At 63.1% G+C, this 24,135-nt stretch carries 23 protein-coding genes; 11 read left to right on the top strand and 12 right to left on the bottom strand.

What is annotated here, in order from left to right; genetic code table 11:
• Positions 1-67: 67 nt before the first annotated feature.
• Together VNH11_25545 and VNH11_25540 are read left to right on the top strand one after the other, a co-directional pair.
• On the top strand, positions 68-790 hold the full coding sequence (locus tag VNH11_25545; GenBank protein ID HVA49757.1) for a hypothetical protein: 723 nt from the start codon (positions 68-70) through the stop codon (positions 788-790).
• A gap of 13 nt (positions 791-803) precedes the next feature.
• On the top strand, positions 804-1,709 hold the full coding sequence (locus tag VNH11_25540) for a PDZ domain-containing protein (protein ID HVA49756.1): 906 nt from the start codon (positions 804-806) through the stop codon (positions 1,707-1,709).
• Positions 1,710-1,847: 138 nt separating this feature from the next.
• On the opposite strand, the gene VNH11_25535 is transcribed toward VNH11_25540, so the two are convergent.
• On the bottom strand, positions 1,848-3,332 hold the full coding sequence (locus VNH11_25535; GenBank protein ID HVA49755.1) for an efflux RND transporter periplasmic adaptor subunit: 1,485 nt from the start codon (positions 3,330-3,332) through the stop codon (positions 1,848-1,850).
• A 284-nt stretch (positions 3,333-3,616) separates the two neighbouring features.
• Here VNH11_25535 and VNH11_25530 point away from each other — a divergent pair, with 284 nt between their 5' ends.
• Together VNH11_25530 and VNH11_25525 are read left to right on the top strand one after the other, a co-directional pair.
• Positions 3,617-5,044, top strand: coding sequence for a tetratricopeptide repeat protein (locus VNH11_25530; GenBank protein HVA49754.1), 1,428 nt, complete (start codon positions 3,617-3,619; stop codon positions 5,042-5,044).
• 7 nt (positions 5,045-5,051) lie between these two features.
• Complete coding sequence (locus tag VNH11_25525) at positions 5,052-5,702, top strand: UdgX family uracil-DNA binding protein (GenBank protein ID HVA49753.1); 651 nt, start codon at positions 5,052-5,054, stop codon at positions 5,700-5,702.
• Positions 5,703-5,899: 197 nt separating this feature from the next.
• On the opposite strand, the gene VNH11_25520 is transcribed toward VNH11_25525, so the two are convergent.
• From VNH11_25520 to VNH11_25500, 5 genes are all read right to left on the bottom strand, one after another.
• Positions 5,900-6,556 (bottom strand): DUF1648 domain-containing protein, encoded by a 657-nt coding sequence (locus VNH11_25520; GenBank protein HVA49752.1) that lies wholly within the window; start codon positions 6,554-6,556, stop codon positions 5,900-5,902.
• Complete coding sequence (locus VNH11_25515; GenBank protein HVA49751.1) at positions 6,553-6,846, bottom strand: autorepressor SdpR family transcription factor; 294 nt, start codon at positions 6,844-6,846, stop codon at positions 6,553-6,555. Before VNH11_25515 ends, VNH11_25520 begins: the two co-directional genes overlap by 4 nt.
• Before the next feature lie 438 nt (positions 6,847-7,284).
• A complete protein-coding gene (locus VNH11_25510) occupies positions 7,285-8,580 on the bottom strand; it encodes a Gfo/Idh/MocA family oxidoreductase (GenBank protein ID HVA49750.1) in 1,296 nt (431 codons plus the stop codon).
• Positions 8,466-9,602, bottom strand: coding sequence for a TolC family protein (locus VNH11_25505; protein HVA49749.1), 1,137 nt, complete (start codon positions 9,600-9,602; stop codon positions 8,466-8,468). Before VNH11_25505 ends, VNH11_25510 begins: the two co-directional genes overlap by 115 nt.
• Positions 9,518-10,351: a hypothetical protein gene (locus tag VNH11_25500; protein ID HVA49748.1), complete on the bottom strand. Its 834-nt coding sequence runs from the start codon at positions 10,349-10,351 to the stop codon at positions 9,518-9,520. The genes VNH11_25505 and VNH11_25500 overlap by 85 nt, the downstream gene beginning before the upstream one ends.
• A gap of 472 nt (positions 10,352-10,823) precedes the next feature.
• Between VNH11_25500 and VNH11_25495 the strand changes: the two genes are divergently transcribed.
• The 4 genes from VNH11_25495 to VNH11_25480 all read left to right on the top strand — a co-directional run bounded on the left by VNH11_25495 (position 10,824) and on the right by VNH11_25480 (position 13,694).
• Positions 10,824-10,955, top strand: coding sequence for a hypothetical protein (locus tag VNH11_25495; protein HVA49747.1), 132 nt, complete (start codon positions 10,824-10,826; stop codon positions 10,953-10,955).
• 484 nt (positions 10,956-11,439) lie between these two features.
• The gene (locus VNH11_25490) at positions 11,440-11,904 is read left to right on the top strand and encodes a helix-turn-helix domain-containing protein (GenBank protein HVA49746.1); all 465 of its coding nucleotides are present in this window, start codon (positions 11,440-11,442) and stop codon (positions 11,902-11,904) included.
• A 240-nt stretch (positions 11,905-12,144) separates the two neighbouring features.
• A complete protein-coding gene (locus VNH11_25485; protein HVA49745.1) occupies positions 12,145-12,996 on the top strand; it encodes a DUF4384 domain-containing protein in 852 nt (283 codons plus the stop codon).
• Between the two features lie 290 nt (positions 12,997-13,286).
• On the top strand, positions 13,287-13,694 hold the full coding sequence (locus tag VNH11_25480; GenBank protein ID HVA49744.1) for a hypothetical protein: 408 nt from the start codon (positions 13,287-13,289) through the stop codon (positions 13,692-13,694).
• 54 nt (positions 13,695-13,748) lie between these two features.
• Here the strand turns inward: VNH11_25480 and VNH11_25475 are convergent, their stop codons facing one another.
• A complete protein-coding gene (locus VNH11_25475; GenBank protein ID HVA49743.1) occupies positions 13,749-14,108 on the bottom strand; it encodes a response regulator in 360 nt (119 codons plus the stop codon).
• A 516-nt stretch (positions 14,109-14,624) separates the two neighbouring features.
• On the opposite strand from VNH11_25475, the gene VNH11_25470 reads away from it, so the two are divergent.
• Positions 14,625-16,256 carry a B12-binding domain-containing radical SAM protein gene (locus VNH11_25470; GenBank protein HVA49742.1) on the top strand — a complete coding sequence of 544 codons (1,632 nt, stop codon included), beginning with the start codon at positions 14,625-14,627 and terminating at the stop codon, positions 16,254-16,256.
• Here the strand turns inward: VNH11_25470 and VNH11_25465 are convergent, their stop codons facing one another.
• Complete coding sequence (locus tag VNH11_25465) at positions 16,257-16,475, bottom strand: hypothetical protein (protein ID HVA49741.1); 219 nt, start codon at positions 16,473-16,475, stop codon at positions 16,257-16,259.
• Between the two features lie 259 nt (positions 16,476-16,734).
• Here VNH11_25465 and VNH11_25460 point away from each other — a divergent pair, with 259 nt between their 5' ends.
• The gene (locus VNH11_25460; GenBank protein ID HVA49740.1) at positions 16,735-17,412 is read left to right on the top strand and encodes a BON domain-containing protein; all 678 of its coding nucleotides are present in this window, start codon (positions 16,735-16,737) and stop codon (positions 17,410-17,412) included.
• A gap of 2 nt (positions 17,413-17,414) precedes the next feature.
• Here the strand turns inward: VNH11_25460 and VNH11_25455 are convergent, their stop codons facing one another.
• Genes VNH11_25455 through VNH11_25440 form a run of 4 tightly spaced genes read right to left on the bottom strand, consistent with a single transcriptional unit; the run spans position 17,415 to position 20,350 of the window.
• Positions 17,415-17,834: an NUDIX domain-containing protein gene (locus tag VNH11_25455; protein ID HVA49739.1), complete on the bottom strand. Its 420-nt coding sequence runs from the start codon at positions 17,832-17,834 to the stop codon at positions 17,415-17,417.
• Positions 17,835-17,848: 14 nt separating this feature from the next.
• The gene (locus VNH11_25450) at positions 17,849-18,040 is read right to left on the bottom strand and encodes a DUF5989 family protein (protein ID HVA49738.1); all 192 of its coding nucleotides are present in this window, start codon (positions 18,038-18,040) and stop codon (positions 17,849-17,851) included.
• 38 nt (positions 18,041-18,078) lie between these two features.
• A complete protein-coding gene (locus VNH11_25445; GenBank protein HVA49737.1) occupies positions 18,079-18,495 on the bottom strand; it encodes a hypothetical protein in 417 nt (138 codons plus the stop codon).
• 1 nt (position 18,496) lies between these two features.
• Positions 18,497-20,350 (bottom strand): carbamoyltransferase, encoded by a 1,854-nt coding sequence (locus VNH11_25440; protein ID HVA49736.1) that lies wholly within the window; start codon positions 20,348-20,350, stop codon positions 18,497-18,499.
• Positions 20,351-20,624: 274 nt separating this feature from the next.
• On the opposite strand from VNH11_25440, the gene VNH11_25435 reads away from it, so the two are divergent.
• Positions 20,625-24,023 (top strand): SNF2-related protein, encoded by a 3,399-nt coding sequence (locus tag VNH11_25435; protein ID HVA49735.1) that lies wholly within the window; start codon positions 20,625-20,627, stop codon positions 24,021-24,023.
• The last annotated feature ends 112 nt before the right edge of the window (positions 24,024-24,135 follow it).

Raw genomic sequence — 24,135 nt, 5'->3', positions numbered from 1 at the left:
AGGCCGTCGCTCACGCCAGACGGCCTGGGAAGGCCGCCCCACTTCCGCGTGAACTGGATTGACGACTATGACCGATTTCAACGCCGACAAACAAACGTTGCTCGACCTGTTGGTCGACGGCGAACTCGATGAGGGCCAGCGGCGGGAGTTGCTTGCCTGGTGCGAACGCGAACCCGACGGGTGGCGACGTTGCGCCCTGGCGTTTCTGGAAGCACAGAGTTGGTCGAAGGTGCTCGGCGATTTGACCACGCACGAGGCGGTGCCCCCGGCTTTCGCGACGAAAAGCATCGATGTTGTCCGTCCTGCCCGCCGGACGCTCGGGAATCTGCGGAAATGGGGCACGATGCTGGCCATGGCGGCCAGTGTCGTTTTTGCCTTTACGCTGGGCGTGTGGGTGCGCGATGCCGGCAAGGCCGGGCAGATGGCGCCGGCCGGTCAGCCGCCACTGAATGTGGTCGGAAACGGACAAAACACGAATCCGGCCGGCAGCGGGTCGGGCTTACCGGAACAGGGCCTGAACTCCGATGCCAGGCTGGCCGTCGGCGGCCAATCACGGGCCGCCGACGCGATTCAAGTGCCCGTGGCGGCGGGCGACGAGCTCGACGGTGGCTGGGTGTTGACTCAGCCGTCGGCGATGCCCGACGACGTGCGGCGGGCGTTGGAGCGGTTGGGGCATCGCGTTCAGCAGCAGCGGCGGCTGGTGCCTTATCGGCTGGGCGACGGCCGCCGGGTGGTGGTGCCGGTCGATCAGGTCGAAGTGCGGCCGGTCGACAATCAGAGCTATCAATAATAAGGAGAGCGGTATGCGGTCGTCACGAAACGTAGGGTTGCAGTTGTTGTGTGCGGTGGCGTTGACGGTCGTGGCCGTGCCCATTTCGGCCCAGCTTTTCGCGCCGTCGGCGCTGGCGGCGGAGGGAGACGAACAGGCCAAACCAGAGCGGGGCGATTATTGGATCGGCGTGCGCTGCGTGGAGGTGCCGGAACTGTTGCAGGCCCAACTCGATCTGCCCGAGGGTCAAGGCGTGCTGATTGACGAAGTGGTCGCCGACAGCCCGGCCCAGAAGGCGGGACTCAAGGCGTTCGACGTGATCTTCGCCGTGAACGGCCATCCGGTCGCCGACCCGCAATCGCTCGCCGCCGCCGTGGGGCGCGCCGGCGACGAGGAAGTCAAGATTGATTACCTACGCGCGGGTCGCAAGCAGACGCTGTCGCTCAAGCCTGCGCCGCGGCCCGAAGCGATCGCGCCTCTTGAGCAAGATCAACGTTCCCTTCGGCAGTGGGTGGAACGCTTGGGACGCGGACCCGCGCCCATGAACTTCCGCTTTTTCCATCCGGGCATGGTGCTTCCGCCGGGCGCTTCGATTGCTCCGGCCTTGCCCGACGATATGACGGTGACCATCGAAAAGCAGGGCGACAAGCCGGCCAAGGTCACTGTGCGACAGGGCGACAAGAAATGGGAAGCCGTCGAGGACTCTCTTGAAAAGCTTCCGCGTGAAGCCCGGCAGTTTGCCGAGCGCATGTTGGGATTCGGGTCGTTCGACGTGGGCGGGTTACCGCCGGTGCCCCCGCCCGGAGAGCCCGTGATGGCTCCGCCGGCATGGCCTCCGCAAGCCCGCCACGACCTGGAATCTCGGCTGAACAAGCGGCTGGACGACCTGAACCGTCAGATCGACGAGCTGCGCAAGTCGATTGAGGGGTTGAAGAAGTAGGGGGGAGCGAGCGAGCTTGCGAGCGCCGGCCCACCCCGGCCCACCATTGTAGAGAGCGAACGGTGGTGGCTGGGCAGAGCTTGGCCAGATTCGATCCGGTTTGCGGACACGCTTTTCCCCAGCCACCGCCTGCCATCACTACGATTCCTCCTCCGCCGACTCCGCATCGACCGGTTCGCCGTCTTCCAGCGAGCCGCTGTAGGAAACGACCACGGAATCGTCTTCGCTCAGTCCGCCCGTGACCTCGGCCCGAATGCCGTCGTCGCGACCGACACGGACCTTCGTTTCATGCGCGGTGTGTCCCTCGACGACATACACGGTCCCCTCGCCTTGCTGAGTGCGCTCGTGCAGTGCCCCCGACGGGACCGTCAAGTGATCGGTCGGCGGCTCCAGCAAGATGGTCACGGCGCCATACATCCCTTCGCGCAGCCTGCCCGTGGGGTTCGGCAGGTCGATTTCGGCCCGCATCGTCCGGTTCGCCGCGTCTTCGTATTCGGAGTATCGGGCGACTTCGCCGCGAAACTCCTCGCCGCGCAGGGCGTCGATGCGCACGACCGCCTTGTCGCCCCGGTCCAGGAAGGGCACATCCTGATCGCGGACGTAAACGACCACGCGCATCAGGTCGGTGCGCGCGACCGACAGCAACGGCGGCTGTTCGCCCTGATCGGCCGAGCGAACAAAGGCGCCGCGGTGGTAATTGCGGTTGGTGATCACGCCATTGTAAGGCGAAGTCAACTGCAGGTATTCGGCCATGATCTGGGCAGTTTTCTCGGCGGCCTCGCGGACGCGCAGGTTGGCCCTGGCCGAGGCCACGGCGGCCTTGGCACGCACCACCTCGGCCCTCGCTCGTTGCAAATCGGCCTCGGCCGTTTTGACCGCCGCCTCGGCCTCTTTTTCGGCCGACAGGGCCGATTCGTATTCATCCTGCTTTTCGTCCGAGAGTCGATAATCGATGGCTCGCTGGTGGGTCAGCTCGATATAGCGGATATACTCTTTTTCGCGGAACTTGCGGGCGGCCGCGTATTTGCCCACTTGTGCCTTGCGCTGGGTGACGAGCGCCTCGGCGGCCGTCACCTCGGCCTCGGCGGCCACGACGCGCGCCGCGGCCAACTCGATGTCGGCTTTGGCCTGTTCGACGGCCGCCGCCGCTTCTTCGGCCCGCTGCTGCACTTCGGGATCGAAGATTTCGGCCAGCAACTGCCCGCGCTCGACGGTGTCGCCGATGTCGACCGCTTGGGCCGTCAGATAGCCCGAAGCCTTGGCGTAGAGATCGGCATACTGGAAGGCGTGCAGCACGCCCGGTTGCGTCGACGTCCGCACCAGACCCCCCTTCTGCGGATGGACGACTTTCACTTTGAGCCGCGCCCTGTCTTCCTCGTCGGAATCGCCGTCGGAGTCGTCTTCGTCGTCCGATTGATTAGCTGAATGGCCATCATTTGGCTGACCTCGCGGCGATTGGCCGGCGTAGGCGTTCCAGGCGTAGATCAGGCCGATTCCGGCAAAGGCCAGCAGCGCGATGGCCAAGGCCCACGAGGGCCAGCGACGGCTCCCCGTGATCGAAGAAGCCGGCGTGCCGTTCGACGGCACGCGGCGCGGGTCGTTCCGTTCAACAAAAGAGGCCAAGATCGTCGCCCTCGAAAAGATCGTCCCAAAAGGCGGTTCGCGCGGTTCAACGTAACGGCCTGAGTTCCGTTCCGCGGCGGTTTACTGCAATTGTCGCGCCGTGTTTCCGGCACCGGAAAAGTCCCGCGAAAAATGAGAACGACATGCCCGCCCCGCGACCACGGTGTCAGATTCGATGCCATTTCAACGCCACAGCTTTGCCGCGATCATACTTTTAGGTTCGACGGCTTTCAGGCTTAAGATTTGCACTAGGGTAGGTCGTTTTGACCATGAAAGGGGACGATATGTCAGGCGACAAGGAGAAAGGACGATCGCAGTCGGAAGGGAAGCCGGCGCGCGGACGGCAAGGAGAGCCGAACAAAGGTGGAGAAGCGAATGACCGCAAAGGCGGCCAACCCGGCGCTACGTCGGTGAACACCAATGATCCCGCGGTCAGTTCGCCGGCCGAGCTGCGCGTGCCTCCGGAGCAGGTGGTGAGCTACCAGACCTCGCACCTCCCGCCGCTACCGCCCGACGATCGCGTCGAGAGCGGCGGCGACGTTGTCAGAGAACAAGGCAGTCAGCAGAAAAAGGGTGACCGGGGGCAAAAGAAGCAGGACGGCGAACAGGACAAGAAAGACGACGACTCGAAACAGGACGACAACGACAAACAAGGCAAAGGCCAGAGCAAGCAAGAAGTGCAGGGCCACAAAGATCGAAACGGAAAAGACGATCGCCCGCGCGGCCGCAATCAGGACGACCAGCGAGACGACGACCGGCGGCGGCGTACGAAGAAAAGGAATCACCAACAGGCCGGTAGCCAGCTCAACTGGAAGACGCTGATCATGACTGCCATATTGGCACTCGTCTGCGGCGTGGGCGGCGCCTGGGGATACTCTGCCTTTTTCGGTTCCTCGAAATCCGATAAGCAGGACAAATCGTCCGACAAAAGCGACAAGGGAGACAAGGGAGACAAGGGTGGCAAGAGCGGTGGCAAATCGGGCGGCGACAAGAGTAAGAGCTCCGGCGGCAACGAAGGTGGAGCTTCCGCATCGGAGATCCCCGGTTTCAATTCGGCCAAAGACGCCGACACGTTCAAGAAAGAGCTGGAGCACCTTGCGCATCGGCTCGACCTGCTTGGAGGCCGCATCGACCAACTGACCACGAACGAAGATAAGACGCCGCCCGTGGTACACACGCTGCAAAGAAAAATGACCGACCTGGAGCGCGAGGTCGACGAGGTGGCCAGGTTGCCCTCCAAGTTCAGTCGGCTCGAGCAGACGGTGGCGGACCTGAAAGAAGAGTTCAAGATGCTCAACGAGCGTGTGTCGGGCAGCGAGATGCCCATTGCCAGCGATCTGGCGCCGTCGGCTTCCGAATCCAGCGATGCCGATCTGAGTGCGGCCGATGCCGATCCGGCCGACGAGGCCACGTTGAAACTCGCCGCCGGGCTGTTGCGCGAAGGCCACTATTCGCAGTCTTACGAGGTGCTTCGCCGCTTGCAGCGCGAGCGGCCGAACGACGCGCGGGTCTGGTACTTGTCGGCGCTGGCCTACGGCCTTTCGTCGGGCAAATGGGAGGGCAAGACCAAGCAGCTTGCCGAGCAAGGCGTGGCCTGCGAACAAGCGGGACATCCCTCGCCCTCCAAAATCGATCGGGCCCTGTCCGACCTGAGCTCGGCCTTTGGCAAAGATTGGATTGCCAGCCAGCGCCGGCAGGTGAAGACCCGCTAACGATGCCATGACCGCACGACCAATCGCGACCCGTTCCGCGGCGGATTTTCTGCCGGCGAGCAAAACGTTGGCGGCACTGGCCCGTGCGGCGCACGATTGCCAGGGTTGCGAGTTGTATCGCAACGCCACGCAAACCGTTTTTGGCCAAGGTTCGGCGCACGCCAAAATTGTGTTCGTTGGCGAGCAGCCGGGCGACCGCGAGGACATCGAGGGGCACCCGTTTGTCGGGCCGGCGGGGCGACTGCTCGACGAAGGACTGATCGCGGCGGGCGTCGATCGGGGCGCGGTCTATGTGACCAATGCCGTCAAGCACTTCAAGTGGACGCCTCGCGGCAAGCGACGGCTGCACTCCAAGCCCAACTCGCGCGAAATCGCGGCGTGCCGGCCGTGGCTATCGGCCGAGTTCGAAGCGATTGAGCCGCAGGGTATCGTCTGCCTGGGCGCGACGGCGGCGCAAGCACTGTTGGGTCGGGCCTTCCGCATCACCAAACAACGAGGCGAGCTGTTGCCCAGCGAGCTGGCCAGTTGGATCATGGCCACCTATCATCCCTCGGCGGTGCTGAGGGCACCGGACGAAGCGCGCCGGCACCAGATGCGCGATGAACTGTTTGCCGACCTGAAGGCGGCAGCAAAGGCCCTGGCAGTACCGATGCGGTAGATTAGGCAAGCCGCGTAGCGGCGACAGAGGTATCGCACCACGCGCTCTGTCGCCGCTACGCGGCTGCGCGGATCGTTGGCGTCCCTCTTCCGTGGGCTCGCGCCCACGGCTAAACTCTAACGTCCCTACGGGACTGGGAAACGCAACGGGCGCGACGCGACCTCGGACTTGTGTAGAACAACGAGAGTTGACGCTCGTTACACGAGCCCTTGCCGCTCGAGCCGTTTGTAATGGACCAGTGAATAAAGGGCGGGTGCAAAAGCCGCAATCATAATGAGCGCTAACGTGCCCGCGAACGCCACGGGGCCACCGAGCGCCAAACAAAGCACGAAACCTGCCAGCCCGGCGACGACGAACAACCGGGCAGCCAGACGATGGGTGTCGATCCACACTCGCTCGCTGGCCAAGGTCCAGGGAGTCCGCACGCCGACAAAAAAGTTCCGCCGCACCTTGCCGAGCACATTGCCAATCAGCGCGAAGAAAAGGCACAAACCGCCGACGAGCGCTCGGCCCACGTCGATCGGTCCCGCATAGGCTGCCCACAGCATCAAGGCCTGGATGTAGGCCATCAGCGCCATGACCAGCACGACGACAAATTCATAGGTGCCGCGGAAGGTATCGAGCGTGAACGGCCTGGGCGACAGCCAGGGAAGAAGCCGGAATAGTACCAACAGGCCCAACATGACCGCCGGCGTGAGAAACGTCGCCCAACTCTTGTCGCCGTAGCCATCGACCTGGCCGCGGATGTTCCAGTGCGTGGGCACCTGCTGGGGGAGCGAGGGATAGGCAATCAACGCGGCAGCCCAGGCGGCCAACGTCAGCCCGATGGAGAACCACAAATAGATGCGCGTCATGACGATTTACTCCGTTTTGCTGGCTCGCCGTCACGGCCGAAAACGTCCCACAACCAAGTGAGCACGTCCTCAAGCACGGTCGTATTGAGCGAGTAGAAAATCTGCTGGCCGTCGCGCCGGCTGCGAATCAGGTCGGCCTGTTTGAGCACCGAAAAATGGTGCGACATCGAGGGCTTGGTCATATCGAACCGCTCGGCGAGTTCGCCCGCGCTCTGCTCTCCCTGCCCAAGCAAACGCAGAATCTCGCGACGCGTGGGGTCGGCCAGCGCTTTGAAGATGTCGTTGCTCACGGTATTCCGGCGTTGTTAGATAATTAGACAACTAGCTAATTATCGTTCTGGGTGTCTGAGATGTCAAGACGGCTGGGAGGATCCGCGCCGCGGCGCGGAGTCCGCGTGCGTTCCACTGTAAACCTTTACGGTTAAATGCTTTAAGGAGATACAGGTGCCCAGCGTACGCTGTCACGCGGAACACGGCGCGCAAAACAAAAGCGACACGCGCGTGTCGCTTTTGTTTAGCATCTGGGACTCGTTTTGATCCCGGACTTCCGTAACGGCACAAAACAAAAGCGCCGCGCGCGTCGCTTTTGCTAAGCACGGGGGGCCTGTAGTGCGCGGGCGTCTCGACGCTCAATCCCTGTGCGGTTCGCTTGTCGGCGCCGCGCCGACGCGACACGCGTGTCGCTTGCGTGCGCAGACCAAGCCCCGAAATCGGCGAGTGGAACAGATTCACACGCGGGGATATTCCCACGGACTGCGATAAACGCGGCTCAAGAGCTGGTTCGCGTCGGCGTCGCCCACGATCGTTTCCTTGTCGCCGTCCCACTTGATGCTGCGGCCCAGTTTCAGCGACAGCATGGCCAGCAGGCTCATGTTCGTCGACCGGTGGCCGATCTCGATGTCGCACACGGGCGGCTTGCCGCTCTTGATCGAGCCGAGAAAGTTGGCGAACAACTCTTTGATGTTCTGCTTGTCGGGCAAGTTCAGCTTCGGCTCCTCGTGAATCGGCTGGCCGTTGCCGACCGGGTAAAAAGTCCAGCCGTCTTCCCAGCCCATGTGAAAGGTGCCCTTGGTGCCGTAGAAATAGCAGCCGATGTTGTGCTTCTCGGCGTCGTTGCCGGCGTACTGCCGGTGCTCCCAGACGGCCGTGAACGACTCGAACTCGAAGCTGGCTACCTGGGTGTCGGGAGCGGTGGTGTTGTCGCGCTTGATCGGCCGGCCGCCGGTCGAGAACACGCGCCGCGGCCACTTCTCTTCAGTCCACCACAGAATCTGGTCCATCCAATGAATGCCCCAATCGCCCAACTGCCCGTTGGCGTAGTCGAGAAACTGGCGAAAGCCCTTGGGATGCATCGCCTTGTTGTACGGCACCAAGGGCGCGGGGCCGCACCACATATCCCAATCGAGTCCGGCGGGCGGCTCGCTGTCGGGCACCGGCTCGCCCGGCCCGCCGTAGTAATGCACGAAGGCCCGCACCATGCCGATCTTGCCGGCGTTGCCGTCTTTCAAGAACTTCATGCCCGACATGTTGTGCGGCGACACGCGGCGGTGGGTGCCGACCTGCACGATGCGGCCGTTGTCGCGGGCGGCTTGGATCATGGCCCGGCCTTCGCGCACGGTATGGCCGACCGGCTTTTCGACGTACACATGAGCGCCCGACTTGACGGCGGCAATCATGATCAGCGGATGCCAATGGTCGGGCGTGGCGACGATCACGATTTCCGGCTTTTCCCGGTCGAGCAGCTCGCGAAAATCTTTGTAGGTTTTCGGCTGGTCGCCGGTGTGCTTCGCGATGTCTTCTTGGCACGTCTTGAGCTGGTTGTCGTCGACGTCGCCGAGTGCCACGATCTGGCACTGGTTGCTCCAAATCGCTTCGCGGAGGATGTTCGTTCCCCACCAACCGCTGCCGATCAGGGCGGTGCGATACCGCCTTTCGGCCTTCGAGGCCAGCAGCAGATTGGGGGCCGACAGTGCGACGCCGGCGGCGACGGAACCTTTGACGAAGTTGCGGCGAGAGAACGACATGGCGATACCTGGGCGAGTGCGGGTTGGACGGCTGGATATCGCGAGGTTAATCGGCGCCGCCGGCCTTGGCAAGCCTGACCTATGGCAACAAGCGGCGCCCGACCGCCGTGTTCAGTTGCAGCATACTCCGCCGGTGCCGAATGAGCGTATCGCGATACTGGCGGACGACTTCGTTGCGCTCGCGCGTACTCGACGGTGCCGCTGCGGCCAGCCTGGTGCTTCTGGTAAGCGATCGTGCGGAGGCGTTCGGAAGCGGGTAGAATCGCGTTCTCGATCCGCTCGACGGCTTCCCGGCTGGCGTGGTATTCCACCAGGGCATCTTCGACTTCGGCCACCGCCTCGCGTTCTATGGCCGCCAAAGCGGCCCGCGTCTGCGCGACGTTCGTCTCGGCGCGGCAAATTTCCCCCTGGTTGCGATTGAAGATCGGCACCGAGCCCATCAGGCCCAGCGAAAAACTCGACACGCTCTGCTTCCCGATCGGCTGGTTATTCCAAGCGTCGCTCTCGATGCGGCGTCCGGCGATGATCAATCCGTCCGCGTCCGCCAGGCCCACCGAACTGCCCGTTCCTTCGAGGATATGCGCCACCAGCCGGCTTGTCGTGCGATGGCCACCGCCGCCAGCCACGGCGACGATGGGAATCCGTCCGGTCTCGCCGGGGGCGAACATCAGGTCGACGATCGCCTCGCCGACCGGCCGCGGCTGTCCCTGCGACGGATGCAAGTGCATGCGAAGACCGGGGCCGGCGTTGACCTCAATCACGGCGCCGCCCTGTTCTTCCAGCGGTCTGCCGATGTCCTGTGCCAGCACGTCAATTCCCGCTACGTCGAGTCCCACCATTCGCGCGGCTTCGACCGCGCGGGCGGCGACCTGAGGGTGGACGACGTCGGTAACGTCAGTGGCAGTGCCACCGGTGCTCAAGTTGCCATTGCGCCGAATCAGCACGCGCGCGCCTTTCGGCGGCACCGTTTCCGGCAAAAACCCTTGCTCGGCGAGCGTCTCCAGGGCGATGGCGTCCAGCACCAGCTTGGTGAGCGATGCTCCGTGGCCTGCACTTCGCCGCGGGTCGGCATTAACGGCTTCGACCAACTCTGCCAGCGTATGAAAGCCGTCTCCGACAACCCCCGGTGGATCGCGGCGGCCACGAGTCGGTTCCCCACGACCAACAACCGGTGATCGGCACCCGGAATGAATCGCTCAACGACGATCTCCGAACCCTCTCGTCGAATGGCTTCGCAAGCGGCGGCAATTTGAGCTCGGGTCGAAAGGTTGGTAGCCACACCCCGTCCGTGACTGCCGTAGCGCGGCTTGACCACTACCGGCAGTCCGATCTCGCAAGCAATCTCCCAGGCGTGCGACGCGGACGTCGGCGATTGCCCCGCGGAAACCGGCACTCCGATCTTGCGCAGCAACGACCGAGTCAACTCTTTGTCTTGGGCGACCGTTTCGCCGACGGCACTGGTGCGGTCGGTTTCGGCGGCCAGAATGCGCCGTTGCCGTGCGCCAAACCCCAACTGCACCAGGTTTCCCTCGCTCAGTCGGATGGCGGGAATGCCTCGCTTCTTCGCGGCCTCGACCATCGAGCGAGTGCTGGGACCAAGTCGCGTCTCATAGCCCAATTCGCGGAGGCGGAGCATCTCGCCTGGCACATTGAATTCTTTGCCCGCCGCGGCCGCCAGACAGATGCTCATCGCCGATTCCAGGCAGGCGCGGGCCAGGGATTCATCCTCATATCCGAGAACCAGTCGATAGATGCCTCCCTTCGGCGTCATGCCAGTGACGCGCGTTTTAGCGGCGCCTGTGCTTATGCTCTGTCAGTAGTCAATCGATGGATGCCCCGCGGTGGCTGGGGCAGAGCTTGGCCAGATCCGGCCCGGTTTGAGGAATACGCTGTGCGGCCAAGCGATGCCCCCGCCACCGCCTGCCATCCATCCGTGAACGGACGAATGACAGAGCACTAGCTAGCCGAGCGGGGAAGACGCGAAAAAAGCTGCGCGCGGCTCGCTTAAGAGCACGACAAAAGTGCGGCAATTCGCCGCATGGACGACGCCGACTGCGACACGTTGTCGCACCGCGTGGCGGCAGGCTGCGGTCGGAGCAAGCAGCGCCGCAGCCCATGCTTGGGTAGAGCCCGGAACCGAATAACGCTATACTTCGCGCGGCCGAGAATAAGACATCGGCGGTGGCTGGGGCAGAGACTGGCCACGCCGAGGCTGGCACTTCGTTCATCTCGGCGGCCAGGCGATGCCCCGGTTGGACGCACCGGGGCATCGCTTGGCCGCCAGACTGTTGACGGGCGCCAACCGCGACCTGGCCAAGCTCTGCCCCAGCCACGGCTTTTCCTCTCGGCAGAACGTCTCATTCTCGGCCGCGTGAAGTATAAAATCGCAGTCATTCACGCACCGCAGCCACGCTAAAGAGGGACGTGCAAGTCGGTCAGATGGAAAACTCTGGTAGGGCCAGCAGCGGAAGACGGTTGCTACGCAACTATAGCATCGCCACTTTCATCTGCATGGCCGTGGCCCTGACTTGTATTGTCGTGCTCGGCGCATGGGGCGCGGTGCGCGACCTGCGTCGCGACCGCGAATCGCTGCTGCACGCCGAAATCGCCGAGGTGCAATCGCATGCCGAGCGGACCGTGCGCAATATCGAACGCGATCTCGTCGAGGGGTCGTCTACGACGCGGCCCGCGAGTGGGGAGGCCGTTTTGTCGTCCGTCTCCCCGAAGTGCCGGCGCCGGTCGAACAGGAGGTTCTTCAATGACGGCAAAAAGCCGTGTTCTTGTCGTGGAAGACGAGCAGGGCGAGCGCGACGCGCTGGCGCGCTTGCTGCGCATGGACCAGTATTGCGTCATCACGGCGTGTTGACCATCGAATTGCCGCCGCTGCGCGACCGACGCGACGACATTCGGTTGCTGATCGAGGCCTTTCTGACCGACGCCCGTGAAAGGTATCAGCGGCCGTCGCCCACCATGTCGCCCGAACTGACCGAGTTCATGCTGGCCTACGACTGGCCGGGCAACGTTCGACAGTTGCGCAATGCGATCGACAAAATGGTGGTCATGTCGTCCGGCGAGACGCTGTCACTGGGCGACCTGCCGGCATACCTCAGCGGCAATTCTTGCCTGTTGGCAAAGGCCATTGCTTGCGCGAGCGCGAGCAGTTTGCGAGACATGGAGCGGACGGTGATCCTATCGGTACTCGAGCGCTGTGGCGGCAACCGCACGCACGCCGCCGAGGCGCTCGGTATCTCCGTGCGCACGCTGCAACGCAAGCTGAAGGTTTGGGGCGTGGCTGGAAACTCGGCCGAGCCGGAAAACGGCTAAAGAATGCTTATACTTCACGCGGCCATCGTTGACCCAAAACGTGTAGGGTGGGACAAGCTCGCTTTAGCGAACGCCGGCCCACCATCAACGACGCTGGTGGGCCGGCGCTCGCAAGCTCGCTGGTCCACCCTATGCGCTGAAGATGTCTCATTTCCAGCCGCGTGAAGTATAACATTTGAAACTGCGAACTATGAGCGAATCCGTCGCCTTCGGCACGCAGATTGCTTGAAGGGTCCAGGGATGAACCGCATCTCGGTGGTCGGTTGTTGGGCGCTGGCAGCGTTTTCGTTGTCGAGCGAGGTCGGCGGCGTCGAGCCGGCGTTCCGCGATGTGCTGCGCCGCTTGACCACGCAACGTAATGCCGCAGTCGAACAGAATCAGCCGCTCGGTGATTCGTCCCACGTACACGAGATTGCGATCGAATATGCCGTGCAGTTGCGAAAGTCCGGACTCGATCGAGCGGTCGACCCGGAAAAACATCGCTTTCAACCGGGCGATCAGATTCGGGTGCTGATTCAGCCGTTCAGTGACGCCTACATCTATGTCTTTTTCGAAGACGAGCGGGGGTGCCGCCGGTGTCTGCTGCCAAGTGATAAGAACTCGCCGCGGCTGGCAAGACGCGATCAGCCGGTTGAGCTGCCGACCGACGGCACAGTGTACGAATTCGAAGCGGGTTTCACGAGTGCAAGACTGGTCTTAGTTGCCAGCAAGGAGCTCGATGGCGATCTGACCACGTTATGTGAAGCGGTTTGCAAAAAGGTCAACGGCCCGCTCACACCCGAAGAACGGACGACGCAAGTCGAGCTGCGGCTGCGAAACGAAAGAGCACTGGCCGTGATTCGAAATCAGCAGTCGATGGCGGTGGCATACCACGGTCGGCTGTCGAGCCAGGCATTGTCGCGGATATGGGCTGAGATGGAAGAGCGAGGCGCGGCCGACGCCCTGCTGGTGGAACCGCCCGGCAGCGGCCAAGCCTCCACGTTGGCGATGTTCATCACCAAATCGCACCGCCCTGCCAGGCTCGTCGTCAGCATACCGCTGAAATCGGAGGAGGCGCAGATGGTACACGTGCCGTGGCACCCACGCCGATGACCGCACACTGCGACAGTTTGTCGCACTGCGACAGTTCCACCTGCGTCAAAAAGCCGCTCCGATTCCAGACGATCGCCGCGAAAGCCAGCCTAGTTTGCCTGGGCACTTGCCGGTGCCACCCTGTGGTGTCGTGGCGCGCCGCTTGCTTAGCTCAGGTTGAGAGTGCAAATACGCTGCGGTTGACTGCCCCAGGAGGCGCTGGCATGCGCGATCACAAGCGGAATTCCTCCCCCGACCGAAGACCTGCTCGGCGCTCAGCGGCTGGTTGGCGTGAATTGCACGCGGCGCTGATGGCTGGCATCCCACGCGGCGCGGAGATCGCAATGCTGCTCGACGGGGGCCGTTTCAGCTACCCCACGGCGCCCTCGTTCGAGTCCGACGGCAGCGATCTGTGTTGCTATCGGATCATTCACCGCGCCTGGCGAGAACAACTCCTGCCAGAGTTTCTGCAGTTGCTCGAACTCTGGCGCGCTGTGGACGGATCCTTATGTGAGGCGGCCCGCTGCCCGAGATTTCAAACGGCACTGCTTGAGTTCATGTTCGAGCACCGACGAGAGGGGTTGCCGGCGATGGTCGAGTGTTTTACGGAAGCGGCCGCCTCGCGGGCCGCGTGCGCGAGCGGTTCGGTTTCCATCGAAGCCACGCGGCACCGCCTCGAGATGCTTTGGAACACCTGCCGCAGCCGATGCGCCGCGTAAGTTACACTCCACCGGCGACGACGGTTGGCCGTGCCGATTGACGGGCGGCGTCTCTCAACAGCGGCCCACAAGTTGCAAGAGAATCCGCATCAAATCTTCGCGAAACTCGGGCTTGTTCAGGTGGTAATCAATGCCGGCTTGCAGCGATCGAATTCGGTCCTCCTGGCTGTGAAACGCCGTGATGGCAATGAGCACGGGATGGACTGGTTCCAAGCACTCGCGCAAGCATCGGGCGAGCTCCCAGCCATCCATGTCAGGCAGGCCAATGTCCATCAGCACGATCTGGGGCAAGAATTCCAACGCCGTGCTCAGAGCCTGCTGCCCGGACGAGGCAGTGCGAACATCGCACGTCAGTAAACGCGCGTACCGCGACAGCAAATCCGCCGTGTCCGCGTGGTCTTCGACGACAAGCACGCGTGGCCCCGTGAAAGAGGAGGGATCGCTCACGAATACGGAGTCGCCTCGAAAACGATGGCCCCACCGTGCCCGCCGGTGTTTGACGTTATCGGGCAATGCATATCAGCGGCTGCAATTTTCCTTGCACGATGCCTTCCGAAACCGAAAATGGTGTTCGCGAACCGGCTGTTGAGGTGTCTCCCGTCGACACGCAGGGAGGAAACAGCAATCCATGCGCCATTGTAGTGGACCGCAGAAGCTATACGGTCAAAATGATGCCTTTGCGACGAATGTGCATGCCTGCCAACGGTGACGCGAGCGACAGTCGCGACATTTCGTCGTAGCGGCGGTACCAGGTGCGACAAGTTGACGCGGGTCCCGGTCGGGGATAATTCCTCGCCACAAGCGGCGCCCGACCGCCGTATTCAGGTTGCAGCATGCTCCAGGACGATTGATCTTCTCGCTTTGCGCCATCTCGCGTATCCTACCGCGATGACGACCGTCTCCCCGACCTCAATGCCTGGCCGGCAAACCGTGTCCACACCCACGATGACCACCGACGTCGAGCTGGCTGCCGATCATGATGCGGCCGCGAACCAGCCCGCAAAGACGCTATCGATCTGCCTCATCAATCCACGCTTCGAGCCTTCGTACTGGGGCTTCGAGTTCGCTCTGCCGCTCTATCCGGGCGACAAACGCAGCACGATGATCCCCGGCTCGCTTTCCGCCGTGGCCGGGCTGTGCGGCGACCATCAGGTCTACGTGCTGGACGAGAACGTCGAGCAGATCGACTGGGAGTTCTTGCAAACCTTCGACATTGTCGGCGTGACGGGCATGAACGTCCAAAAGCTGCGGATGCGGCAGATCCTTTGCCGGCTGCTCGAGCTGGATGTCTTCACCGTGGTGGGCGGCCCGTTTGTTTCCGTGCAGGAAGAATTCTTCGAGGGCCTGTGCGACGCCGTGTTCGTCGGCGAGGCGGAGACCACCTGGCCCAAGTTCCTGGATGACTTCGCCCGTGGAAAATCGACCGACAAGCGTTACCAGCAGTCCGCGCCGACGGACATGTTGCAAGCACCCCGGCCGCGTTTCGACCTGCTCAAAGTCGACCGTTATGCCTGCGGGGCCCTGCAGTATTCACGCGGCTGCCCCTTTCAATGCGAATTCTGCGACATCATCATCATCTACGGGCGCCGGCCGCGGGTCAAAGATCCGGACCAGCTCCTGGCCGAACTGGACGACATGCGGCGGGCAGGTTTTCACTCCGCGTTCATCGTCGACGATAATTTCATCGGAAACAAGAAGAAGGCCAAGGCGCTGCTGGAGAAACTCGTCCCCTGGATGGAGCAGCACAAATATCCCCTCCGCCTGACGACCGAGGCCAGCATCGACCTGGCCGACGATGCGGAGCTGTTGGAATTGATGTACCAGGCCAACTTCCGCAGCGTTTTTATCGGCATCGAAACGCCGCGGATGGAGTCGCTGAAGGAGACCAAGAAGTTTCAGAACACGCGGGGTGATTCTCTTGGGGCCAAGCTCTCGCGGATTCAAAACGCGGGGTTGGACGTCAACGGCGGGTTCATCGTCGGCTTCGACAGCGATGACAAAGGCATCTTCGACGACCAGTTCCAATTCATCCAGGAAAACGGTATCACCCTGGCGATGGTGGGGATGCTGCAAGCGATCCCGAAGACGCCCCTTTATGAGCGGCTGAAGCGCGACGGCCGCCTGGTCGAGGAAGACCCAAGCTGTAATTTCGTTCCCCAGCAGATGACGCGGGAGGAGCTGCGCCAAGGCTTCTGGGACCTGGTCAAGCGGCTCTATTCGCCGGAGGCCTACCTCGATCGCTACTTCAAGGTCTACGAGTCGCCGGAGTATTTGCAACGCCGTGCCGACATTTGCCGCCGGGCCGGCGAGGGAAGGCGCGTACCGACCCTGGCTTATGGCCTGTACATGCTGTGGTCGCTGTTTTGGGCCCTGGCGTGGGACGGGTCATTGTTCTCGATCGGACGAGTGTATGCCAAGTATTTCTTCACCCGGAACCTGAGGCACCGCCGAGACATCATCGGCTTCGCCCAGTTCATGAATCGCTGCGTGACGCACTGGCACTTCTACAAGTTCACCCGCGAGATGACCGCCGGGAGACTGCGAGCGTACAATACGATCTGATCAGCCCGCCCCGCCAGCCTGATTCACCGCTTCGTAGCCGATCTGCGTCAAGTGAAAGGCATCGTGTCGGCCCTCGCGGACGACGAAGCCCTTTTGGATCAGGCCATCGAGCGGAACTTGCATCTCCTGCTGGACCTTCCCGTTCAGGCAGAGCATTTGATAGGGCAATACGCCATAAAAGCGAAAAATCTCCATCACCTTTGTCTCGGCGCTAGTCATTGGCTGTCCTCACAGAGTCGCTGGTAGCATCAAATCGCGGCCAAGAAACCGGCCCCTTCACGAGCCGAAGGGCGCCGCTCGACGAAAAGCAATTGTTTGACGGAACCACCGTCAGTGCCGGTCTTCGCATCGCATTGTATCACTTCGCGAGGCGATAAACAATCGGTTGCCGCGCAAGACGCTCAAGGACCCGAATCATCGCTGGCCTTTTGCCCGTCGCCACACTACGATGAAGGATAGCCTACGATAGGAACGCCCAATGTCCGTCAGCGATGTCACGATCTCGAGAAACGTCACCCGGCAGCTTGCCGGGCGCGGCTTGCGGTCGCCGTGCCATATTCAGGTGCAGACGCGTAACGGCGAGGTGACGTTGTCGGGCACCGTGCAGTTCGTTCATCAACGCGACGCCGCCGTACAGGCCATTCGCACCGTGGAAGGCGTCAAGAGAATCGTCGAGAAACTCAAAGTGAAAGGCCCAGCCAAACCTCAGTATCCGCAGCCGACCGCCAGACCGGCAAAACAGCCGGCGGTCGAAGAAGCAGTCGCCAAGCCCGAGGAAACAACGCCGGAATCCCAGCCTCAAGCGTCGAACGAGCAGGGACCGCTATCAGACCCCTCGCCCGCGCCTGATCCGCGGGCGGTCGCCGCCGGCGAATCCGCCGACTTGTCGTTCGCGTTCGACGGCGCGCTGCAAGCGGCTGGTCGCAGTGCGTCGAATGAACTGTTGGGCATGCGCCAGACGCGCAAGGGCGAAAGTTACACGTTCGAGTGTGCCAGTCAGGAAGAAGCGGAGAGGCTGCGGGCCGTGCTCGCCACCTACGCCGATTGGTTGAAAAAGAACTCGTGGGTTGGGCAATCGAAAGTAGGCGGCGAAGTGCATCGCGTGACCTTTCACGCCAAGTCCGTGATCGACTTCCTGCGGCAAGTGGGCTTCTAGCACTATGGTTCCAGCGAGAACTCTCCGCGGGCCAATGCGGCCAGAAACTGGCGATTGCTCTCCAGCAGTTCGGGCAACTCGCCGATTTCGTCGATCGTGTGCCAGTGGAACGACTCGACCTCGGCCGGCGCGGGGACGGGCATTGACCCCGGCGGCAAACACGCCAACCACCAGACAAGTTCCACCTTCCAAGGCGTGACCGACGACCAGAGCCGGCGGTGCGGGCGCACCTCGACGTGCAACTCTTCGACCAACTCCCGAATCAGTGCTTCCTCTTCCGACTCGCCCGGCTCAATGCCGCCACCGGGAAAGCAGTAAGCACCGGGGGCGACGACTTGCTGCGCGCGACGAATGACGAGCAATTTGTCGCCGTCACGGATCACGGCCACGGCCCCACGGCGATTGATGGCCGATTCCGGCATGATCCCTCATCCACCTAAAACAGCGTATAGATGAACGGAGCCGCGGCCGTGCCCGAGAGCACTGCGATCGCGCCAAGCACCAGCAGCAGGGCCACAATCGGCGCCAGCCACCATGCGGCGTTGTCGCGGAAAAACTCCCACAACTCCCGCGCCAGGCTGACCTGCGATTCCTGCTGGGCCGCTTTCTCGAAATCGTTGTCGCTCATCAGAGGATTCCCCGGTTGTCGTGGTCCCACCCTACATCCTAAAACTGCCGAAAATAACGTCGCACATCGGGTGCCGGCGGCTTCTCCGTCCAGTAGCTCTCCGCGTCGGCATCGAGCCGGCGACTCAGCGCATCGCGGCCGATCAACCGGAAACACAACGCCAGCGGAGTGAATACTCCATAGTATAGTCCGCCGAAGAGCAGCCAAGACACCAACCAGCCGATGGGAAAGGTCGCCAGCGTCAAACCCACAAACAACCAGCGGATTGCCGTCGGCCGGGCTAGCCCCAAAGCGCCCACCGTCGCCGCCAAGGCGACGAGCACCGCCGCCGCTCCGGTCCGACTGCGAGCAAACCATTGCCAAGCGGCCAGCGACGACAGACACATGATCCACAGCCCGGCAAATTGCCGCAGCGTCTTCACGGTCGGATGAAAGTTGATGTCAGACCAGTGCATGTCAATCGAGCTGGAACTGGGCCAGATAGCCTTCGCGCCCCTCGGCGGTGATTTGGTCCGTCAGCGCCGCCTTGTGAATTACAAAATCTTCCAGGGCCAACGCGTCCATGTCGGTGGCCAAGAAACAGCGGTACGCCTCATCGGGCGTGCAAACAATCGGCTCGCCGCGCACGTTGAAACTCGTGTTCACCAGCACCGGGCAGCCCGTCAACTCATAAAACCGCCGCAGCAAACGGTGCAATCGCGGGTTGCGGTCAGCACTGACGGTTTGCACGCGGGCGCTATCATCGACGTGGGTCACGGCCGGCACGGTCGAGCGGACGATATTCACGCGGCGGCAGAGATCGGCGTCATGACGCATGACCTCGCGTTCATCGGCGGCCAGCGGGGTGCGCTGCTGCTCGCGCACCGGCGCCACCAGCAGCATGTAAGGGCTCTCGTGCCCGTGGAGGGCGAACCAGTCGTCGGCGTGCTCGGCCAGCACGCATGGCGCGAACGGCCGGAAACTTTCGCGGAACTTGATTTTCAGGTTCATGACCGACTGCATCTTCGCCGACCGGGGATCGCCCAAAATGCTCCGCGCCCCCAAGGCACGTGGGCCGAACTCCATCCGCCCTTGAAACCAGCCGACCACTTTTTCTTCCGCCAACAGAGCGGCGACGTGCTCGATCAGCTCGCCCTCGTCGTCGAACCGCTGGGCGGCACCGCCGGCCTGAGCAAGCACCGGCCCGATGTCGTCGTTGCCGAACCGCGGGCCGAGCAAGCTTCCTTGTTGCGAGTCGCGCGGATCGGCCTGCCGCGGTTTGCCCAGCAGTTGGTGCCAGACGAAGAGGGCCGAGCCGAGCGCGCCGCCCGCATCGCCCGCCGCAGGCTGGATCCAAAGTTGCTCAAACGGGCCTTCGCGCAACAGCCGCCCGTTGGCGACGCAGTTGAGCGCGACGCCGCCGGCCAGCACCAGGCGTTTTTGCCCGGTGCGCGCGTGCAGGTCGCGGCCGAGCCGCCGCAGCACCTCTTCAGTGACGCTCTGAATGCTGGCCGCCAGGTCGCAATGCCGCTGCTGCAAGGTCGATTCGGGGGCGCGGGGCGGGCCGCCAAACAACCGCGCGAAGCGGCGGCTAGTCATCGTCAGGCCCTGGCAATAGTTGAAGTACCGCATGTCGAGGCGGAACGTGCCGTCCGGCTTGAGGTCGATCAGGTGCTTGTAAATCGCGTCGGCGTAAACGGGCTGACCGTAGGGCGCCAGTCCCATCAGCTTGTATTCGCCGCTGTTGACCTTGAAGCCGCAGTAAAAGGTAAACGCCGAATAGAGCAGGCCGAGCGAGTGCGGGAACTTAAGCTGCCGGGTCAGCTCGACGCGGTTGCCGCGGCCCACGCCGCAGGCGGTCGTCGTCCATTCGCCGACGCCGTCGAGCGTGAGGATGGCCGCTTCGTCGAAGGGACTGGGAAAGAACGCGCTGGCCGCGTGGCTCTCATGATGATCGAGAAACACCAGCGGCGCGCGGATCCGACCGCCGATGCCGTTGCGGATCGAGCGACGCAGGAACAACTTTTCCTTGAGCCACACCGACATGGCCATGCGAAAGCTGCGCAGCCCTGCCGGAGCGTAGGCCAGATAGGTTTCGAGCAGCCGCTCGAACTTGACCAGCGGCTTTTCGTAAAAGACCACGTAATCGAGATCGTCGGGCGTCAGGCCGGCCTGCCGCAGACAGAACCGAGTGGCCTCGGCCGGGAAGGCCGCGTCGTGCTTGCGGCGCGTGAAGCGCTCTTCCTGGGCGGCGGCCACGAGCTGGCCATCGACGAGAACCGCGGCCGCGGAGTCGTGATAGAAAGCCGAGATGCCGAGGATTGCCGTCATGCGTCACCGCCTGTTTTCTATCAGTTTCCACGCTCCGGGGACAGGTGGTGCTTGTAGGGTGGGACCAGCGAGCTTGCGAGCGCCGGCCCACCGTGTTCAAGGCGTTAGGCAATAGGCGTTGGGCGTTAGGGCATCATTCGAGGACCGCGCCCAAAGCCTAACGCCCATCGCCTAACGCCTCCGTTCCCGTTCAGGGCACAATCTCACTTGTCCCACCCTACGCACTTGCCGTAGATTATGGTCTTACGAGACCCACAAGACTTTTGGATCCTGAATGACGGAGCGAACGTTGGTCGTGCAAGGAATGCGAACGCTGTCCGAGCGTTGCAAGGCGTCGTTCTCGAAAACGGCTTGGGCCTCGGGCGAGGTTTACCACCATCGCCGCAGAGTAACGGTCCTCAATGTCGATGCCACCGGGCTCTCGGCCGACGTTCTCGGCGAGGAAGGAACCCGCTACGAAGTCGAGCTGGAGTGGGCGCCGCGCGAGGGGTTGGTCGAGGCTGCCTGCACTTGTCCGCGCGGCGCCGAAGGTTTTCTCTGCAAGCACGTGGCCGCCGTGATCCAGGCCGCTGATGCCAATCCCCACGTGCTCAACTTTCCCGGCAATGGCGATTTGTCGGTGCTGCCCGCGGGCGAAGAGTATGATGCCCCCTCGACGGGTCCGAAGCCCGTGTCTCTGGAAAATGTGGTCGCCTATGCGGCACTTCAACCGCCGGCCGCGGCGGGCCGTTCCGCAATGCCGCCGGCGCGGCAACACGCGCCCTGGCGCAAAGCGCTCAAAGAACTGGCCATGGTGCTGCGATCGAGCGCGCGATCGGAGCGACGCAGCGGCGCCGAGTCGAAGCCGCGGTCGCAACTGCGCTTGTTCTATCGCATCAACCTGATGGAGCAGCACAGCGCCAGCCGGTTGAAGATCGAGTTTATCAAACGCACGGTCAAACGCAGCGGCGAATTGGGCGTCTCCAACGGCTGGAAGCTGGACGCCGACGATATTCCCAATCTCGCCGACCCGGTCGATCAGGAAATGCTGGCCCTGCTCTTGGGAAGCAAGTCGAGCAGCGACGATAACGGGTATTACGGGGGCTGGCGCTACGGTTATCGTTCGTCGCAAAAAAGCTCCTACTGCGAAATTGCTCCGTCGGCGTACGGCGTGCTGCTGCCGCGCCTGGCGGCCACGGGCAGATTTGGTTGGGTGCCCGGATTCGACCCGCGACACGAGGAGCCGCGGCCGCTGGAGTGGGACAACGGGCCGCCGTGGAAACTGAAGCTGGCGCTTTCCACGCCACAGCAAGACAGCCGCAAACTGCTGCCAAAACTCTATCGCGACGGCGAGGAGGCCGAGTTGTCGCAGGTGGTGCGGGCCCTGTCGGGCTGCGTGTTGTTCAACGACCGGATTGCCCGGCTCGATGCGGCGGCGACGGAAGACGCCGTGAATGCGGCCCAGCGGCTGCGCGAGATCGTGGTTCCCGTCGCCCACGAAGACCAGTTCATCGAAGACATTTGGCAGACTCCCGAGCTGCCCGCGATCGACCTGCCCGACGATATGCAATGGGAACAAGTCCGCAGCGAGCCTCAGCCGCAGGTGATGATCGGGCCGGTCAGGCTCGGCGCGATGACCTGGCTGATCGGCAAGCTGCGGTTCGACTACGCCGGTCTGTTGCTCGACAGCACGGATGATCGGCGGGCCGTGTGCGATGCCGGCGGGCGGCGCATCGTGCATCGCGACGAAGCGAAAGAAACCGCGGCCCGCGCCGAGCTGCAGCGGTTGGGCGCCACGCCGACCGTCGGATCGGAAACGTATCATGGCAGCTTCAAGGTGGCCCGGAAGGACTTCGCGCCGCTCGTGCTGGCCTTGAACCAGGCGGGCTGGCACGTGGAGGCCGAGGGGCACCGCATCCGCCATCCGGGAACGACGCACATCAGCCTGGCGTCGGGCGTCGATTGGTTCGAGCTCGACGGCCACGTCGACTACGACGGCGAGCAGATCGGCCTGCCGAAGCTGCTGGAAGCGCTCCGCCGCGGCGAAGATTTTGTGACGCTCGACGACGGCAGCCGCGGCATGCTGCCCTCGGATTGGCTGACGCGTTATGCTCCGTTGGCCCAAATGGGCGAGGCCGAGGGCGACAAGCTGCGGTTCAAGCCGTCGCAGGCGCTGTTGCTCGACGCCTGGCTTTCGGCCCAGCCCGAAGTGAACGTCGATGCGGCGTTCGAGCGCGTCCGCCAACGGCTGCGGTCGTTCGAGGGCGTGCGGTCGCACGAAGAACCGGCCGGCTTTTCCGGCGTGCTGCGGCCTTATCAGCGCGACGGCCTGGGCTGGCTGCTGTTCTTGGAAGAGTTCGGCTTTGGTGGCTGTCTGGCCGACGATATGGGCCTGGGCAAGACGATTCAGGTGTTGGCGATGCTGGTCGAGCGCCGCAATCGGTCGGCCAACAACGGCGACCACAAGCCCGCGCTGGTGGTCGTTCCGCGCAGCCTCGTGCGAAACTGGGCGGAAGAGGCGCGGCGTTTCGCGCCCCAGTTGAAGGTGCTCGATTACACCGGCCTGGACCGCGGAGAGGCGCGCGAGCAGTTCGACCAGTATGACCTGATCGTGACTACCTATGGAACGTTGCGCCGCGACGCCGGGCACCTGAAAGACGTTCCGTTCGAGTACGCCATCCTGGACGAAGCCCAGGCCATCAAAAACGCGGCTTCGCAGGCGGCCAAGGCTTGTCGCCTGATTCAGTCGCGGCACCGGCTGGCCATGACGGGCACGCCGGTCGAAAACCACCTTGGCGAATTGTGGTCGATTTTCGAGTTTCTCAACCCCGGCATGCTGGGACGCTCCAACAGCCTGAAAATGCTCTCGTCGAAAGCCGCCGGCACCGACGCCGAGGGCGTCCGCTTGTTGGCCAAGGCCCTGCGTCCGTTCATTCTGCGGCGGACGAAAGAGCAGGTGCTCGGCGACTTGCCGGAGAAGACCGAACAGACGCTTTATTGCGAGCTCGACGCTCCGCAGCGCAAGCTCTACGACGAGCTGCGAAACCACTACCGCGACGCGCTGAACAAGCGGATCGCGAAGGAAGGGATGAACAAAGCAAAAATCCACGTGCTCGAAGCCCTGTTGCGCCTGCGGCAGGCCGCCTGCCATCCGGGCCTGCTCGACAAGTCGAAGGCCAGCGAACCGAGCGCCAAGCTCGAAACGCTGCTGGAGCAACTCGAGGAAGTCTTCGAGGGGGGCCACAAGGCGCTCGTCTTCTCGCAGTTCACCAGCCTCTTGGCGCTCGTCCGCAAGCGGCTCGACAAGAGCAAGGTCGTCTATGAATATCTCGACGGTCAAACGCGCGACCGCCAACAGCGCGTCGACCGTTTTCAGACCGACCCCGATTGCCCGCTCTTTTTGATCAGCCTGAAGGCGGGCGGACTGGGTCTGAACCTGACGGCGGCCGACTACGTGTTTATCCTCGACCCCTGGTGGAACCCGGCGGTCGAAGCCCAAGCGGTCGATCGCGCGCACCGCATCGGCCAGACGCGCCGCGTGTTCGCCTATCGGCTCATCGCCCGCGACACCGTGGAAGAAAAGATTCTCCAGCTTCAGGGCGAAAAGCGCCACCTGGCCGACGCCATCCTTTCGGCCGATAACAGTCTGATCGGTGGTCTGACGGCCGACGATTTGCAGATGCTGCTGAGCTGACTCAATCCGGCGACAATTCGAGCGGCTCTGCAGAGGACGCCGACCCGGTTCAACCAACCCGTCGCCGCGCTCCGGGCGCTGAAATGGGGCGGAACCACCGGCCGAGCAGTGA

This window comes from Pirellulales bacterium (assembly GCA_035533075.1).
GTDB lineage: Bacteria > Planctomycetota > Planctomycetia > Pirellulales > JAICIG01 > DASSFG01.
This window is presented reverse-complemented; position numbering and strand designations above follow the sequence as displayed.